Consider the following 13,837-nt stretch of genomic DNA (forward strand, 5'->3'; position numbering starts at 1 on the left):
ATCAGCGCCATGCAAATCGCGGGGTCCTACAGAACGCCCCCTGAATGCCGCTTTAGCTCAGGTGGTAGAGCACATCATTCGTAATGATGGGGTCGCAGGTTCGAGTCCTGCAAGCGGCACCATTTGTTTCAAGCACTTAGCACTGAATGACCTGCTCTGCTGTTCCCGGTACGTTTAGGGGCGCTCTTTGTAGCCGCGCGGAGCTATTAATCGCGACGCAGGTAACTCTTCTTGCCGCTGTCGGTGATACAGAAATGGCCGCCGCGCGGGCCAACACAATATTTGCCGCCCCTGCATGAACATTCGCCCGACTGAGCGGGAGCCATTTCCACAGCATTTGAGTCCAGAAGACCTGCGGCACCATTGAGACGGCCGGTATATGCCTGACACGACCTCTTACTGGCGCTGACAGATCCATCATTGCAGATGAAGGTATCGCCTTGGCAATGATCGATACCGCCTTTGCTACCACTGCATGGTGTATTCTGCGACCAAGAATGATTTGGCGCGAACAAAAGCCACGCCGCAAAGACGATAGCCCAAAATCGCATTATGTCCCCCAACTATCGGGAGAGAGTGCGCCCTTTGGTCTGGATAGGCAATATCGTGAGGTAATCGATTGAATCATAGCAGATGGTTCGCGGTAACCTCTCGCCGGAATCCAGAATCCCGCTCCGCAAAAATGAAGCCAAGCGCTCGGCTTCTGCTATTTTATGATATTCCTCAAAACCGGTCGCGGAGTCGGCCCATCTGGCACTCTCACACCAGCATCATCCAATTCATCCAAGGATATCACCATGATCCACGTCCTCGCCATCCTCACCGCCAAGCCCGGCAAGCGTGCTGAAGTGCTTGAAGCCTTTCAGGCGAATGTTCCGGCCGTGCATGCCGAAGACGGCTGCATCGAGTATACCGCTGTGGTGGATGTCGAGGGTGCCGATCCGGCTTTTGGGCCGGACACCTTCGTCGTCGTTGAAAAATGGGAAAGCCTGGCGGCGCTGAAGGCGCATGCGGCTGCGGCGCATATGGCCGCCTATGGCGAGAAGGTGAAGGACCTGATGGCTGCGCGCGCAGTGCATGTGCTGAACCCGGCCTGACCGTCGACCTCAGCGAACAATCGCACCGCAACGGCGCCCTCCGGCGCCGTTTTTCATATCACCCTTCCCGCTCGCTGCGCCGGCGATACGCCTGCTCAATCATCCCACGGGTCGTAATAGCGATCGCGCCAATAGTGGCGGTGCCAACGACGGTATTCCCAGTCGTCGCCGCGCCAGTAGCGGTCGCGGTAATAATAGCGATGACCGTAGCTCGGGCCGACATAGAGGCCGAAGAAGCCGGGCGCGACCATCACGCTGGGACCGTAGTGACGATGCCAGTGATGATAATGACGGCGATGCGCGTCGGCATTGGTCACCGGCAGAGCGAGGATACCCAGCGCCAGCAGCGCCGTTGCGATAATCCTCATGACACGTCTCCTCAAACGCGAGCCGCCAGGCCGGCGACACCGCGCCGGCCCAAGGATCGCATCATTATCCGCATGAAGGCGGACAGAGAAATAACGCTTAAGAGGAAGGTATGGTTCCGGATGGCAGCGTCACTCAGCTATGGGAGACGTGATGCCTGTGGTGATGCATCGGCCGGTGATGATGCCAGGCAGGACCATGGTGATGGCCATGATGCATTTCCGTTACATGATGCCGATGGTGATGGTGATAATCTCGGGCTTCGGCGTAGGTTGCGGGCAAAGCGACAATGCCCAGCGCGACGAGAGCTGCTGCCAGGATTTTCATTTTCCGTCTCCTTGGGTGCCGGAACGAACCTCCGGCTGGGGTGAGATCACGCATGCGTACGTCCTAACGAACGCAGCATCGGATAACGCGATTGCATCCTGTTGGTTCCAAATCGCCTTTAAATAGAGACGCCTTCACCGGCTTCCGCTTCACCCACCAGTTCCCGCACCGCCTGCCGGATCAGCCGGCAGGCATCGACCGAGGCCTTTCGGCCGTTGTGGGCGAGATAATAGGACAGCGGCAGCACCTCATCCGGATCGACGATGCGGATCTTGTCGGCGATCGGCATGGCGCTGACGCGGCCGAGGAAGGACACGTAGCCGTGGTTGGCGACGAGATCGACGATGACGGGCAGCGAGTCGGCCGAGGTGATGTCGCGGCCGCGAAACCGGCGGCGATCGCCGCTGTCAAAGCCAAACGCCATGGCCGCATTGCCGATGCCGGTGCGTGGGCTCGGCACGCAAAGCGGATGATTGTCCACCAGCGCCGCCACCGTCTGCTCCGTGCTGTGGGGCGGCGCGATCGCCACCATATCGGTCGCCAGCAGTTCCATGTGATCGAAGGCGTCGAGGCCGAAGACGGAATCAACGATGGCGACATCGATGCGGCCGGATCTCAGCGCCTCGCGCAGGTCGTCGGCGGTCATCAGCATCAGGGACAGCATGTTGCGATTGCCGCTGATGTTCCAGCGCGCCACGAGGCTGGCAAGCGAGCGGGCGACCCAGCTTTCCGAGCCGGTCGGAATGATCGAGCCGATGCGAACGGCCCGCGCCACCCGCTGGAACCGCTCGTCCGAGGTTGCCTTCATCTCGTCCCATGCCTCGGCAATGCCGGCGAGAATGGCATGGACCTCGCGGCCCGCCTCCGTCAACATGGAGCCCTGCGCCTGCCGCTCGAACAGGCGGCAGCCGAACAGATCTTCCAGATTGGCGATCTGCAGCGAAAGCTGCGGCTGACCGAGGCGCAGGCGGCGGGCGGCGCGATTGATGCTGCCCTGATCGGCGACCTCGAGGAAACGCTCGATGGTGGCGATCTTCAGCGGCAGGCGGGCGGCCCATTGGGCGTAGTCCTCCGGCGCCGGCGGCTCCTTCGTCAGGGCCGAGAGCGCCCGCATGCCGGTGAGGATCGGCTGCAAGCCCTTCTTCACCTTCGCGCTGGCGAGCAAGGTGGCAAGCTCTCCGGAGGCACGCTCGACAAGCTTCATCGCCAGATCCGTCTCCAGCCGCCTGAGCGCCCCCGATACGGTCGAGGCCGAAAGGGATAATCTGCGGGCCGTCTCCCGGACCGAGCCGATCGAGAAAACCGTGTCGGCAATGAACAATGCCCCGAGATACAAGCCCGCGCTCCTTTCAGACCGGCCTCCATGCGCCCGGCCAAGACAGCGCGACGATATGATGTGTTCTTGAAAAAAGATATCCCAAAGCTGCGGGGCAGCGGCTATCGTTGGCGAGTCGTCCAACCGGTCCCACAATCAAAAGGAGATCGGAACAGCGTCAAACGGGTAAGGGGAACAAAAACAAACGCGCTTACCCCCGAAAAAAGAAATCAATTTTCGCGCTTATGCCGGGCACCCTCGTCATAATCGCGCGGCGACTGCAGGTGGAGGACTGGCGTGGCATCGATTTTTCGATGGCGAGCGCTATTTCCCGAACGCAGATAGGACTTCGCCTGCGGGTTCTTCGGCCCGCAGCTACAGATTGCGTGTCCGAGACCGGCCCTGAGACCGAGCGGATGCGCGCAATAATGGTTCAACGGGGTACAAAGGGAAACATCATGCTCAAGAAGCTCGCACTCGCCACCACGCTCGCGGCATTCCTTGCCGGCGGCGCCAGCGCCGCCGACGTCGTGGTCTCATCGAAGATCGACACGGAAGGCACGCTGCTCGGCAACATCATCCTGGCGGCGCTCAATGCCAATGGCATCAAGGCGCAGGACCGCATCGCGCTCGGCACCACGCCGGTCGTGCGCAAGGCGATCACCGCCGGCGAGATCGATATCTATGCCGAATATACCGGCAATGCCGGCTTCTTCTTCAACAAGGCCGACGATGCGGCATGGAAGAACCTGCAGCAGGGCTATGATCTGGCAAGGAAGCTCGACTATGACGCCAACAAGATCGTCTGGCTGACGCCGTCGCCGGCTAACAACACTTGGGCCATTGCCGTTCGCAACGACGTTGCCGGCCCGGCCAAGCTCAAGACCATGTCCGATTTCGGCAAGTGGGTTGCCGGCGGCGGCCCTGTCAAGCTTGCGGCCTCCTCCGAATTCGTCAACTCGCCGGCCGCACTCCCGGCCTTCCAGACCACCTATAGCTTCCAGATCAAGCCCGACCAGGAAGTCGTGCTCTCCGGCGGCGATACGGCGGCAACGATCAAGGCGGCGGCCGACCAGACCAACGGTGTCAACACCGCCATGGTCTACGGCACCGACGGCGCAATCGAAGCGGCTGAGCTGACGGTTCTCGAAGACGACAAGAGCGTGCAACCGGTCTACGCCCCGACGCCGATCGTCCGCGAAGCCGTGCTGAAGGCCAACCCGAAGATCGAAGAGGTTCTTGCCCCGATCTTCAAGGGCCTCACCGCCGACGTGCTGCGCAAGCTCAACGGCCGTATCCAGGTCGATGGCGAGCCTGCCAAGGCCGTTGCCGAATCCTACCTCAAGGACAATGGCTTCCTGAAGTAAGAGCTTACGGAGACTACCCAGGCGGCTCCGCTTTGATAGAGTGGAGCCGCAGTTCTTTTTTGTGACTTGCGACGGAGCTTGCCTGATGGAAGATGCGCTCGCGGCCCGCAGGGTGGACCGTCTCGGAGTGGTGCTGGTGGCCGGTGGCGCGCTGGCGGCGACCTTGATGCCGTTCATCATCGTCAAGGCAAACCGTATTGCCGCCGGCAAGCCGCAATTGCTGATACAGCTCCTCGCCCAGCCGAGCGCATTGGCGCTTCTGGCCCTTCTTGTCGCCACCGCTCTTGCCGCGCTTTTCCTGCGCAACCAACTTGCCCGCCTCGGCATCGCCACGCTGACCATCGCCTTCCTCATCGTCACGCTCGGCCTCGTCTCGACGGCGGCGACGCCCACCGGCAGCACCGTGGCGCGCATCACGCCGGGCGGCGCCTTCTGGGTGCTGCTCGCCGTCATCGGCCTGGTGATCTCGGATGCGCTGGTGAAGCTGCGGCTGTCGCCATGGCTCCGTGTCGGCTCGCTTGCCCTCTATGCGGCGCTCCTCGGCATCATCTTCAAATCCGGACTGCTCGACAATCTGTCGATCATGAAGGAATACGCCAATAATGCTGACAAGTTCTGGAACGAGGGGCTGGGCCATGTCTTCCTGGCGCTCGGCTCCGTCGCGATCGCCATCCTGCTTGCCCTGCCGCTCGGCATCTTCTGCTATTGGCAGCCGAGGCTTCGCACCGTCGTGCTGCGGGCCTTGAGCCTGGTGCAGACCATTCCCAGCCTGGCGCTGTTCGGCATTCTGATGCTGCCGCTCGGCTATATCGCCGCCAATGTCCCTTTTGCCGCCGCCATCGGCGTCAAGGGCATCGGCACCGCGCCGGCGCTGGTGGCGCTGGTGATCTATTCGCTGCTGCCGATCGTCGCCAATACCGTCGTCGGCCTTGCCGGCGTCGATCCCTCGGTGCGCGACGCCGCCGCCGGCATGGGGCTGACACGTCGCCAGATTCTCACCCGTATCGACCTACCGCTCGCCTTTCCCGTCATCCTCACCGGCATCCGCATCGTGCTGGTGCAGGCGATCGGCCTCGTCACGGTCGCGGCGCTGATCGGCGGTGGCGGCTTCGGCATCTTCATCTTCCAGGGCATCGGCCAGACGGCCAATGACCTCGTGCTGCTCGGCGCCGTGCCGACGGTCTTTCTCGCCTTCTCATCGGCCGTCATCCTCGATGCGGTCATCGACAGCATCCGGGGACAACGCGCATGACCGCCATGATCGAGCTTAAGGGTGTTACCAAGCGCTACGGCAATGCCACCGTGGTCGACAATGTCAGCATGAGCATGGAGAAGGGCACGATCACCGTCATCGTCGGCACCTCCGGCTCCGGCAAGTCGACGCTGATGCGGATGATCAACCGGCTGGTGCCGATCTCGGACGGCCATATCTCCGTCGGCGGCCAGGATGTGATGAACGTGCCGGCGACCGAGCTTCGCCGCCGCATCGGCTATGCCATCCAGGGGCATGGCCTGTTTCCGCACCGCACGGTGGCGCAGAATATCGCCACCGTCCCCGAGCTACTCGGTTGGGACAGGGCGCGGATCGATCGCCGCGTCGAGGAACTGCTCAATCTCTTCCATCTCGACCCCGGCATCTTCGCGGCCAAATATCCAAGCCAGCTCTCCGGCGGCCAGCAACAACGCGTCGGCGTTGCCCGCGCGCTTGCGGCCGAACCGGAACTGCTGCTGATGGACGAGCCTTTTGGCGCGCTCGATCCGGTCATCCGCGGCAAGGCGCAGGACGATCTGCTGGCGATCCAGAAACAATTCGGCACGACCGTCATCCTCGTTACCCATGACATGGACGAAGCCTTCCATCTCGGCGACAAGATCGCCGTCATGAGCGGCGGCAAGCTGCTCCAATGTTCTGAGCCGGAAAAGATCCTGACGGAGCCGGCCGATCCCTTCGTCCAGCAACTGACCGGTACCTCCGACCGGGCGCTGAAGCTGATGTCGCTGCTGCCGCTGAAGGAGAGCATGCAGCCGCCACGGCCAGGCCTCGGCTACAGCCTGCCGCAGACGCTCAACCTGCGCGACGCGCTGGCCGAGATGATCTGGCAGGGCGCCGACGAGGCAGCGGTCGAGGACGACAGCAAGGTGCCGGTCGGCTCGATCTCGATGCAGCATCTGATCGAGCTGGGCCGTAAAGCATGAGGTTCCTTGCCGCCAATCTCTTCCGGCTGCTGGCGCTGACGCTGCTGCTGGTGCTGCTATTCCGGCCGGAATGGCTGATCCCGATCCTGGCGCCGCTCACCAAGTTCGGCGCCTCGCCGATCTATACGCAGAACAGCCTGCCGGCCCTTGCCCTCAGCCATATGGAGCTGATCCTGATCTCGATTGCGGCCAGCGGCATCCTCGCCGTACTCGGCGGAATCTTCGTCACCCGCAAGAGCGGCGCCGACTTCCTGCCGCTGTCGCGAGCAATCGCCAATGCCGGCCAAACCTTTCCCCCCGTCGCCGTGCTGGCGCTCGCCATCTCCACCACCGGCTTCGGCGCGGTGCCGACGCTGATCGCGCTCTTCCTCTACGCCTTGCTGCCGATCTTCGAAAACACCGTCGCCGGCCTGCAGCAGGTACCCGCCACCGTGCTCGACGCCGCCGATGGCATGGGCATGAATGGCTGGCAGCGGCTGTTCCGCGTCGAGCTGCCGCTCGCCCTGCCGCTGATCATCGAGGGACTGAAGATCGCCACCGTCATCAATATCGGCACGGCAACCATCGGCTCGACCGTCGCCGCCAAGGGGCTGGGCGAAGTCATCATCGCCGGCCTGATCAACGACAACACCGCTTTCATCCTACAAGGCGGCCTGATCGTCGGGCTGATGGCGGTGCTGATTTATGACGGCATGGAACTGATCGAGCATGCGGTGACGCGGAAGATCGGTGTGCAGGCGCAGTGAAATCAACGGCAATTGACGCTTCGCGCGGCGGCTGACGATACGCAGAGCCTTGTTAACCGCCCTCTCCCGAACTCAGCGGCGCTCCGGGCAAATAAAGCGAGATCGGCCTGATTTCATAGACGGCGGTCGGATTGACGCGGCGCAAGTCGCGCGCCGCCGCGACCGCGGCATCGAGCGTTGGAAAATCAACGACATAGAATCCGAGCAACTGTTCCTTGGTTTCCGCGAACGGGCCGTCGATGACCAGCCCCGCCCCCTTGCCCCGCAGGGTAACGGCACCATGGGTCGGGCCGAGACGCGCCGCCGGTCCGAGCGATTTTTCCGCCACCAGACGGTCATTGATCTCGAGCAGCTCGGTCATGAGTGCCGCATCCTCCTCCTTGCTCCAGGATTGGACAACGTCTTCTTCATGATAGGCCAGGATTGCGTAGTACATGGATTTCCTCCCCAGGAACCTCCGTCGGCGCCCGCCGGTCGGGCCGGTTGCCAAGATACCCGGAAGTCTACGCAGATGGATCGCAATTCAGAAGCCCTGAAGTTACGTTTCGAATGACGATATATGATGGGCTCACCGCTTGCCTTGGCCGACAACGGATGGCATTGGCTTTGCTGCGATGTTCAGATGATCCATGGAGGTTCCGATGGCCAAGATGATCCATTCGATGATCCGTGTTCTCGACGAGGCGCGCTCGGTCGATTTCTACGGCAAGGCCTTCGGGCTCGAGGTCGCCGACCGGATCGCCTTCCCGACATTCACGCTGATCTATCTCAGCAATGCCGAGACCGGCTTCGAGCTGGAGCTGACCGTCAATCAAGGCCGCGTCGAACCCTATGCGCTTGGTGAGGGCTACGGCCATCTCGCCATTTCCGTCGACGAGCTCAGGGGCGAACATGCCTGGTTTTCCTCGCTTGGGCTGAACCCCGGCAAGATCACCGAACTCAATCGCGATGGAAAACTCTTCGGCCTGTTTTTCTTCGTCACCGATCCCGATGGTTACAAGATCGAAGTGGTGCAAAGGCACGGGCGGTTTCAATAGGGCCAGACACACCAAAAACCCGCGCAAGCAGGGCCTGTCCGGGTTAACTATCTCGATGCCTACATCCAGTAGGGCGGCACGCCGAAATAGTCGTGGCTCTTATGTCCGTGGTCCTTATGGGCGAGGATATCGTCCTTGCCCAGGAAACGGCAGGCTTTTTCAACGTCGCTCTTGGTCATGTTGATGCGGTAGCCATCAATGCGAGCATCGAAGCGCAGCTTTTCCCACGGCAGCCGGTAGTGTTCTTGACCGATGCCGAAGAAACCGCCGAAGCTCAGGATGATGAAAGCGATACGTCCATCGCTTTTTTCCAACATCAGGCGCTCGATATGACCGATCTGCTTGCCATCCGAACCGAACACCTTGGACCCCTCGACCCGGTCGCAGGCGACCAGCATCGACATATCCTCGACATAGAGGTCACGGCTCATGGTATCGGCACTCTCTTTATGCATGCGCGCACCTCCCTTTGGATACGCTTCACATACGTTGGAGCGTCCGATCCGCCGCCGTTTTCCTACATGCGGCACGATGCTCCGATGGGTTTTCGCCCACGGCCCATTAACGCGCTCTTCCCGCAAAAGTTCCAGTCCTTTTTTAAAAATTGTGAAAAAAGGATTAACATCGTGCGATTGTTGACGTTTACGTCAAAGTTAGTATAACTTTCGCCATAGCTCTCAGCCGTGGGGTGAGAGGAAAGGCTGTGACGGTGCGAAAAGCGGGAGACTTTTCAGCCGGACAGTGACACGCTAGAAAGCCGCCGTTCGCCGACGGTGGGGCGTTGGATGCGTCAGGGAGGAAGTACGCATGAATTCAGTTTCCGCTCCTTCGGATGGACCGGTGGTCAATAAGATTTGGCTCACCTCCTATCCCGACATGGTGCCGGCCGATTTGCCGCCACTGGAGCATGCATCGCTGGCCGAACTTCTGGAGGAAAGCTGCGCGCGCTATGCCGACCGCCCCGCTTTCACCAGCATGGGCAAGTCGATCACCTATCGCAACCTCGACATTCAAACGCGCAAGATCGGCGCCTGGCTGCAGAGCCTCGGCCTGCAAAAGGGCGATCGCGTCGCCGTCATGATGCCGAACGTGCTGCAGAACCCGATCGCCGTCTACGGCATCCTCCGCGCCGGCTTCGTGGTCGTCAACGTCAATCCGCTCTACACACCACGCGAACTCGAACACCAGTTGCGCGATTGCGGCGCCAAGGCGATCTTCGTGCTGGAAAATTTCGCGCACACGGTTGAGCAGGTGCTGACGCATACGGATGTGCGTCACGTCGTCGTCACCGCACTCGGCGACATGCTGGGACTGAAGGGCCATATCGTCAATCTCATCGTGCGCAAGGTGAAGAAGCTGGTGCCTTCATGGTCCATCCCCGGCCATCACAGCTTTGCCGCCGTGCTGGCCGAAGGTGGGCGACTGTCGCTGAAGCCGGCTGAACTTACCCATAGCGATATCGCCTTCCTGCAATATACCGGCGGCACGACCGGCGTGGCCAAGGGCGCGATCCTGACCCACGCCAACCTGCTTGCCAACCAGCTGCAATTGCAGCTCTGGCTGGCGACCGCCTACATCGCCAAGAAGCGGCCCGAGCAGCTGAACTTCGTCTGCGCGCTGCCGCTCTACCATATCTTCGCGCTGACGGTGAACTCGCTGATGGGCGTATCGATCGGCGCGCATAATGTGCTGATCGCCAATCCGCGCGACATTCCCGCCTTCATCAAGGAGCTCGGCAAATACAAGTTTGACATGTTCCCCGGCCTCAACACGCTGTTCAACGCGCTGATGAACAATCCGGAATTCCCCAAGCTCGACCTGTCGCAGACCGGGACGCTTGCGGGCGGCATGGCGGTGCAGCGCCCCGTGGCCGAGCGCTGGCAGAAGATGACGGGCGCCTGGATCACCGAAGGCTATGGTCTTTCCGAGACATCGCCGGTCGCCAGTGCCAACCGCTTCGACAGCTCGGACTTCACCGGCACGATCGGCCTGCCGCTGAGCGGCACCGATTTCGACATTCGCGACGAGAACGGCAATTCCCTGCCGCTCGGCGAGGTCGGCGAAATCTGCATCCGTGGACCACAGGTCATGGCCGGTTATTGGAAGCAGCCTGCGGAAACCGCCAGGGTGATGACGCCGGACGGCTTCTTCCGCAGCGGCGACATGGGCTTCATGAACGAACGCGGCTATACCAAGATCGTCGACCGCAAGAAGGATATGATTCTGGTCTCGGGCTTCAACGTCTATCCGAACGAGATCGAGGAAGTCGCCGCCATGCATCCGGGCATTCTGGAAGCTGCGGCGGTCGGCGTGCCGGACGAGCATTCCGGCGAGGCCGTCAAGCTCTTCGTCGTCAAGAAGGATCCAGCGCTGACCGAGGCCGACGTCAAGGCGCATTGCATCGCCAACCTCACCAACTATAAGCGGCCACGCTTCATCGAATTCCGCACCGAACTACCGAAATCGAATGTCGGCAAGATCCTGCGCAAGGAATTGCGTGGCTGACATAATTCCATGTCATTCGGAAAGCCGCTCGCCTTCATCCGCGAGCGGCTTTTTTCGTTTTGCCGGATAGGTGAACTTGATTTACGCCCTAGATAAAGAATAGTTTCCGCGACCAAACACCAGAGTGCCCTGCCCTCCTCAGACGGCAAGCGGCGCGAACCGCAAGGAGCCCCCATGAACGCCCTCGTCGACCAACTGAAGAGCACCGCAACGGCCACCAAGGCCACCGACGTCCGCGCCGCCTTCGCCGCCGACACCAAACGCTTCTCCCGCTTCAGCGCTTCGTTCGATGACCTGTTGATGGACTATTCGAAGACTGCGGTGAACGATGAGATCCTGACGCTTCTCGAAAAGCTCGCAACCGAGGGCGGCGTTGCCGCCAAGCGCGAGGAGATGTTCTCCGGCGTTGCCATCAACTTCACCGAAGATCGCGCCGTTCTGCACACGGCCCTGCGTAACCGCTCCAATACGCCCGTGCTCGTCGACGGCAAGGACGTCATGCCTGATGTCAACGGCGTGCTCGCCGCCATGGGCAAGTTCGCCGACGGTATTCGCTCCGGCACTTTGAAGGGCGCCACCGGCAAGGCGATTACCGATGTCATCAACATCGGCATCGGCGGCTCCGATCTCGGCCCGGTCATGGCGACGCTGGCACTCGCTCCCTTCCATGACGGCCCGCGCTCGCACTTCGTCTCCAACATCGACGGCGCCCATATCGCCGACATCCTCAAGCTGGTCTCGCCGGAAACGACGCTGTTCATCATCGCGTCCAAGACCTTCACCACCATCGAGACGATGACCAACGCCCAGACGGCGCGTAACTTCATCGCCAAGGCGCTCGGCGAAGCGGCCGTTCAGCATCATTTCGCCGCGGTTTCGACGGCGCTCGACAAGGTCGCCGCCTTCGGCATCGACAGCGCGCGCGTCTTCGGCTTCTGGGATTGGGTCGGCGGCCGCTACTCGATCTGGTCGGCCATCGGCCTGCCGCTGATGATTGCCGTCGGTCCGGAAAACTTCGGCAAGTTCCTCGACGGCGCGCATGCGATGGACAACCATTTCCGCAAGGCGCCGTTCAAGGAAAACCTGCCGATGCTGCTCGGCCTCATCGGCTTCTATCATCGCAACGTGCTCGGCTACACGACGCGCGCTATCCTGCCCTACGACCAGCGCCTGTCGCGCTTCCCGGCCTATCTGCAGCAGCTCGACATGGAATCGAACGGCAAGGGCGTTACCATCGACGGCACGCCGGTCGAGGGCAATTCCGGCCCGGTCGTCTGGGGCGAGCCCGGCACCAACGGCCAGCACGCCTTCTACCAGCTCATCCACCAGGGCACGAGCATTATCCCGGCCGAATTCATGATCGCCGCCAACGGTTTCGAACCGGACCTGCGTCACCAGCACGAGCTGCTGATCGCCAATTGCCTGGCACAGTCAGAAGCCCTGATGAAAGGCCGCACCTTCGAGGAGGCCAAGGCCCAGCTCACCTCCAAGGGCATGGACGACAAAAAGGCCGATTTCATCGCGCCGCACCGCGTCTTCACCGGCAACCGCCCGTCGATCACCTTCGTCTACGACAAGCTGACGCCATTCGCCCTCGGCCGCCTGATCGCGCTCTATGAACACCGCGTCTTCGTCGAAGGCGTACTCTTCCGCATCAACTCCTTCGACCAGTGGGGCGTTGAACTCGGCAAGGAACTGGCAACCGGCCTGCTGCCGGTCGTCGAAGGCAAGGAAAGCGCCGCCGGCCACGATTCCTCGACGCAGGGGCTGGTGGCTGCGCTAGCGAAGCTGGAGAAGTAGGCGCCTATTCACCTCCCCCTTGAGGGGGAGGTCGCCGCGAAGCGGCGGGTGGGGGTGACAATGACTCTCCAAGCTGAAACGCCTAAAAGATCACCCCACCCCGGCACTGCGTGCCGACCCTCCCCCTCAAGGGGAGGGTTAAATTATAGCCCGATCTCACTCGCCCAAGGCGGATTGGCCCCCGCGCGCGACACCGTCACCGCCGCAGCCTTGGCGCCGAGCGCCAGCGCATCCCGCAGAGCCTTTTCGTCGAGGCTAGCCACCTGCGCCTTGGTCAGCAGACCATTCATCTTCAGCGACGCCAGAATACCGGCATCGAAGGTGTCGCCAGCGCCGACCGTGTCGACCACGGTGACGCGTTCGCTCGGGACCGAGACCTTCAGCGACTTGGTGTAGCCCGTAGCGCCCTCGGCACCCTTGGTGACGACCACCAGCTTGGCGCCCTGGTTCAGCCAGTGAGCAGCAAGTTCGTCATGGTTTCCGGCAATGCCGAACCATTCCAGGTCTTCATCGGAAAACTTCAGGATATCGGACATGGCGGCCATGCGGCCGATGCGGCCCATATGCGCCTGCTTGTCCTTGATGAAGCCCGGACGGATGTTCGGGTCGAGCGAGATCACCCGGCTTTGATATTCGCGCTTCATCAGCGCCTCATAGGTCGCGCCGCACGGATCGGGGATCAGGCTGATGGCGCCGAAATGCAGGGCCTCGCAATCATCGCCGAGCGTCGGCAGGTCGGCCTCGGTGATCATCCGGCCGGCGGATCCTTCGTCGTAGAAGGCATAGGTCGCCTGGCCATTGACCAGCTTGACGAAAGCAATGGTGCTCGGACGGGGAGCGATGGCACAATAGCTGTAGTCCACCTTGGCGGCAGAAAGCGTCTCGCGCAGGATTTCGCCCATCATGTCGTCGGCAATGCCGGTGAAGAAACCCGTGGGCACGCCGAGGCGGCCAAGCGCAATCGCGGTGTTGAAGATCGCGCCGCCGGCATAGGGCGCAAAGGCCTTTTCACCCAGCGTCGTCTCGCGCGGCAACATGTCGATCAAAGCTTCGCCACAGCACAATATCATTCCGGCCTCCT

The 13,837-nt window shown here is 61.6% G+C and carries 15 protein-coding genes and 1 tRNA gene; 10 read left to right on the forward strand and 6 right to left on the reverse strand.

What is annotated here, in order from left to right:
• Nucleotides 1-46 precede the first annotated feature (46 nt).
• A tRNA-Thr gene (locus AC1RO0_RS22150) sits at nucleotides 47-122 on the forward strand.
• An 84-nt stretch (nucleotides 123-206) separates the two neighbouring features.
• Here AC1RO0_RS22150 and AC1RO0_RS22155 read toward each other — a convergent pair.
• Nucleotides 207-551, reverse strand: a complete 345-nt coding sequence (locus AC1RO0_RS22155) for a YdcA family protein (RefSeq protein WP_498594920.1) — start codon at nucleotides 549-551, stop codon at nucleotides 207-209.
• Nucleotides 552-797: 246 nt separating this feature from the next.
• Between AC1RO0_RS22155 and AC1RO0_RS22160 the strand changes: the two genes are divergently transcribed.
• A complete protein-coding gene (locus AC1RO0_RS22160; protein WP_034520190.1) occupies nucleotides 798-1,097 on the forward strand; it encodes a putative quinol monooxygenase in 300 nt (99 codons plus the stop codon).
• Between the two features lie 95 nt (nucleotides 1,098-1,192).
• On the opposite strand, the gene AC1RO0_RS22165 is transcribed toward AC1RO0_RS22160, so the two are convergent.
• Nucleotides 1,193-1,465: a hypothetical protein gene (locus tag AC1RO0_RS22165; RefSeq protein ID WP_153366936.1), complete on the reverse strand. Its 273-nt coding sequence runs from the start codon at nucleotides 1,463-1,465 to the stop codon at nucleotides 1,193-1,195.
• A 151-nt stretch (nucleotides 1,466-1,616) separates the two neighbouring features.
• On the opposite strand from AC1RO0_RS22165, the gene AC1RO0_RS22170 reads away from it, so the two are divergent.
• A complete protein-coding gene (locus AC1RO0_RS22170; protein ID WP_498594921.1) occupies nucleotides 1,617-1,916 on the forward strand; it encodes a hypothetical protein in 300 nt (99 codons plus the stop codon).
• On the opposite strand, the gene AC1RO0_RS22175 is transcribed toward AC1RO0_RS22170, so the two are convergent.
• Complete coding sequence (locus tag AC1RO0_RS22175; RefSeq protein ID WP_498594922.1) at nucleotides 1,909-3,126, reverse strand: LysR family transcriptional regulator; 1,218 nt, start codon at nucleotides 3,124-3,126, stop codon at nucleotides 1,909-1,911. The genes AC1RO0_RS22170 and AC1RO0_RS22175 overlap by 8 nt on opposite strands.
• Nucleotides 3,127-3,563: 437 nt before the next feature.
• Between AC1RO0_RS22175 and osmF the strand changes: the two genes are divergently transcribed.
• The 4 genes from osmF to AC1RO0_RS22195 all read left to right on the forward strand — a co-directional run bounded on the left by osmF (nucleotide 3,564) and on the right by AC1RO0_RS22195 (nucleotide 7,414).
• Nucleotides 3,564-4,472: a glycine betaine ABC transporter substrate-binding protein OsmF gene (gene osmF, locus AC1RO0_RS22180; RefSeq protein ID WP_498594923.1), complete on the forward strand. Its 909-nt coding sequence runs from the start codon at nucleotides 3,564-3,566 to the stop codon at nucleotides 4,470-4,472.
• Nucleotides 4,473-4,557: 85 nt separating this feature from the next.
• Nucleotides 4,558-5,724, forward strand: a complete 1,167-nt coding sequence (locus tag AC1RO0_RS22185; protein WP_498594924.1) for an ABC transporter permease — start codon at nucleotides 4,558-4,560, stop codon at nucleotides 5,722-5,724.
• Nucleotides 5,721-6,668: an ABC transporter ATP-binding protein gene (locus tag AC1RO0_RS22190; protein ID WP_498594925.1), complete on the forward strand. Its 948-nt coding sequence runs from the start codon at nucleotides 5,721-5,723 to the stop codon at nucleotides 6,666-6,668. The genes AC1RO0_RS22185 and AC1RO0_RS22190 overlap by 4 nt, the downstream gene beginning before the upstream one ends.
• Entirely contained in the window at nucleotides 6,665-7,414 is a 750-nt protein-coding gene (locus tag AC1RO0_RS22195) for an ABC transporter permease (protein ID WP_498594926.1), read from the forward strand. The genes AC1RO0_RS22190 and AC1RO0_RS22195 overlap by 4 nt, the downstream gene beginning before the upstream one ends.
• A gap of 52 nt (nucleotides 7,415-7,466) precedes the next feature.
• Here the strand turns inward: AC1RO0_RS22195 and AC1RO0_RS22200 are convergent, their stop codons facing one another.
• On the reverse strand, nucleotides 7,467-7,850 hold the full coding sequence (locus AC1RO0_RS22200; protein ID WP_498594927.1) for a YciI family protein: 384 nt from the start codon (nucleotides 7,848-7,850) through the stop codon (nucleotides 7,467-7,469).
• A 205-nt stretch (nucleotides 7,851-8,055) separates the two neighbouring features.
• Between AC1RO0_RS22200 and AC1RO0_RS22205 the strand changes: the two genes are divergently transcribed.
• Nucleotides 8,056-8,451, forward strand: coding sequence for a VOC family protein (locus AC1RO0_RS22205; RefSeq protein WP_498594928.1), 396 nt, complete (start codon nucleotides 8,056-8,058; stop codon nucleotides 8,449-8,451).
• A gap of 59 nt (nucleotides 8,452-8,510) precedes the next feature.
• Here AC1RO0_RS22205 and AC1RO0_RS22210 read toward each other — a convergent pair whose 3' ends face one another.
• A complete protein-coding gene (locus AC1RO0_RS22210; protein WP_498594929.1) occupies nucleotides 8,511-8,906 on the reverse strand; it encodes a PRC-barrel domain-containing protein in 396 nt (131 codons plus the stop codon).
• Nucleotides 8,907-9,258: 352 nt separating this feature from the next.
• On the opposite strand from AC1RO0_RS22210, the gene AC1RO0_RS22215 reads away from it, so the two are divergent.
• The gene (locus AC1RO0_RS22215) at nucleotides 9,259-10,956 is read left to right on the forward strand and encodes a long-chain fatty acid--CoA ligase (RefSeq protein ID WP_498594930.1); all 1,698 of its coding nucleotides are present in this window, start codon (nucleotides 9,259-9,261) and stop codon (nucleotides 10,954-10,956) included.
• 174 nt (nucleotides 10,957-11,130) lie between these two features.
• Nucleotides 11,131-12,756 carry a glucose-6-phosphate isomerase gene (gene pgi, locus AC1RO0_RS22220; RefSeq protein ID WP_498594931.1) on the forward strand — a complete coding sequence of 542 codons (1,626 nt, stop codon included), beginning with the start codon at nucleotides 11,131-11,133 and terminating at the stop codon, nucleotides 12,754-12,756.
• A 143-nt stretch (nucleotides 12,757-12,899) separates the two neighbouring features.
• Here pgi and AC1RO0_RS22225 read toward each other — a convergent pair whose 3' ends face one another.
• Nucleotides 12,900-13,826, reverse strand: a complete 927-nt coding sequence (locus AC1RO0_RS22225; RefSeq protein WP_498594932.1) for a carbohydrate kinase family protein — start codon at nucleotides 13,824-13,826, stop codon at nucleotides 12,900-12,902.
• Nucleotides 13,827-13,837 lie beyond the last annotated feature (11 nt).

This window comes from Rhizobium sp. GW821-FHT14E12 (assembly GCF_058803745.1).

Excerpts from the sequence above, each read along its gene's own strand:
- AC1RO0_RS22185 (WP_498594924.1), top strand. The coding sequence starts at position 4,558 with ATGGAAGATGCGCTCGCGGCCCGCAGGGTGGACCGTCTCGGAGTGGTG.
- AC1RO0_RS22225 (WP_498594932.1), bottom strand. The coding sequence starts at position 13,826 with ATGATATTGTGCTGTGGCGAAGCTTTGATCGACATGTTGCCGCGCGAG.
- AC1RO0_RS22190 (WP_498594925.1), top strand. The coding sequence starts at position 5,721 with ATGACCGCCATGATCGAGCTTAAGGGTGTTACCAAGCGCTACGGCAAT.
- AC1RO0_RS22195 (WP_498594926.1), top strand. The coding sequence starts at position 6,665 with ATGAGGTTCCTTGCCGCCAATCTCTTCCGGCTGCTGGCGCTGACGCTG.
- osmF (WP_498594923.1), top strand. The coding sequence starts at position 3,564 with ATGCTCAAGAAGCTCGCACTCGCCACCACGCTCGCGGCATTCCTTGCC.
- AC1RO0_RS22155 (WP_498594920.1), bottom strand. The coding sequence starts at position 551 with ATGCGATTTTGGGCTATCGTCTTTGCGGCGTGGCTTTTGTTCGCGCCA.
- AC1RO0_RS22165 (WP_153366936.1), bottom strand. The coding sequence starts at position 1,465 with ATGAGGATTATCGCAACGGCGCTGCTGGCGCTGGGTATCCTCGCTCTG.
- AC1RO0_RS22205 (WP_498594928.1), top strand. The coding sequence starts at position 8,056 with ATGGCCAAGATGATCCATTCGATGATCCGTGTTCTCGACGAGGCGCGC.
- AC1RO0_RS22170 (WP_498594921.1), top strand. The coding sequence starts at position 1,617 with ATGCCTGTGGTGATGCATCGGCCGGTGATGATGCCAGGCAGGACCATG.
- AC1RO0_RS22160 (WP_034520190.1), top strand. The coding sequence starts at position 798 with ATGATCCACGTCCTCGCCATCCTCACCGCCAAGCCCGGCAAGCGTGCT.
- AC1RO0_RS22215 (WP_498594930.1), top strand. The coding sequence starts at position 9,259 with ATGAATTCAGTTTCCGCTCCTTCGGATGGACCGGTGGTCAATAAGATT.
- AC1RO0_RS22200 (WP_498594927.1), bottom strand. The coding sequence starts at position 7,850 with ATGTACTACGCAATCCTGGCCTATCATGAAGAAGACGTTGTCCAATCC.
- AC1RO0_RS22210 (WP_498594929.1), bottom strand. The coding sequence starts at position 8,906 with ATGCATAAAGAGAGTGCCGATACCATGAGCCGTGACCTCTATGTCGAG.
- pgi (WP_498594931.1), top strand. The coding sequence starts at position 11,131 with ATGAACGCCCTCGTCGACCAACTGAAGAGCACCGCAACGGCCACCAAG.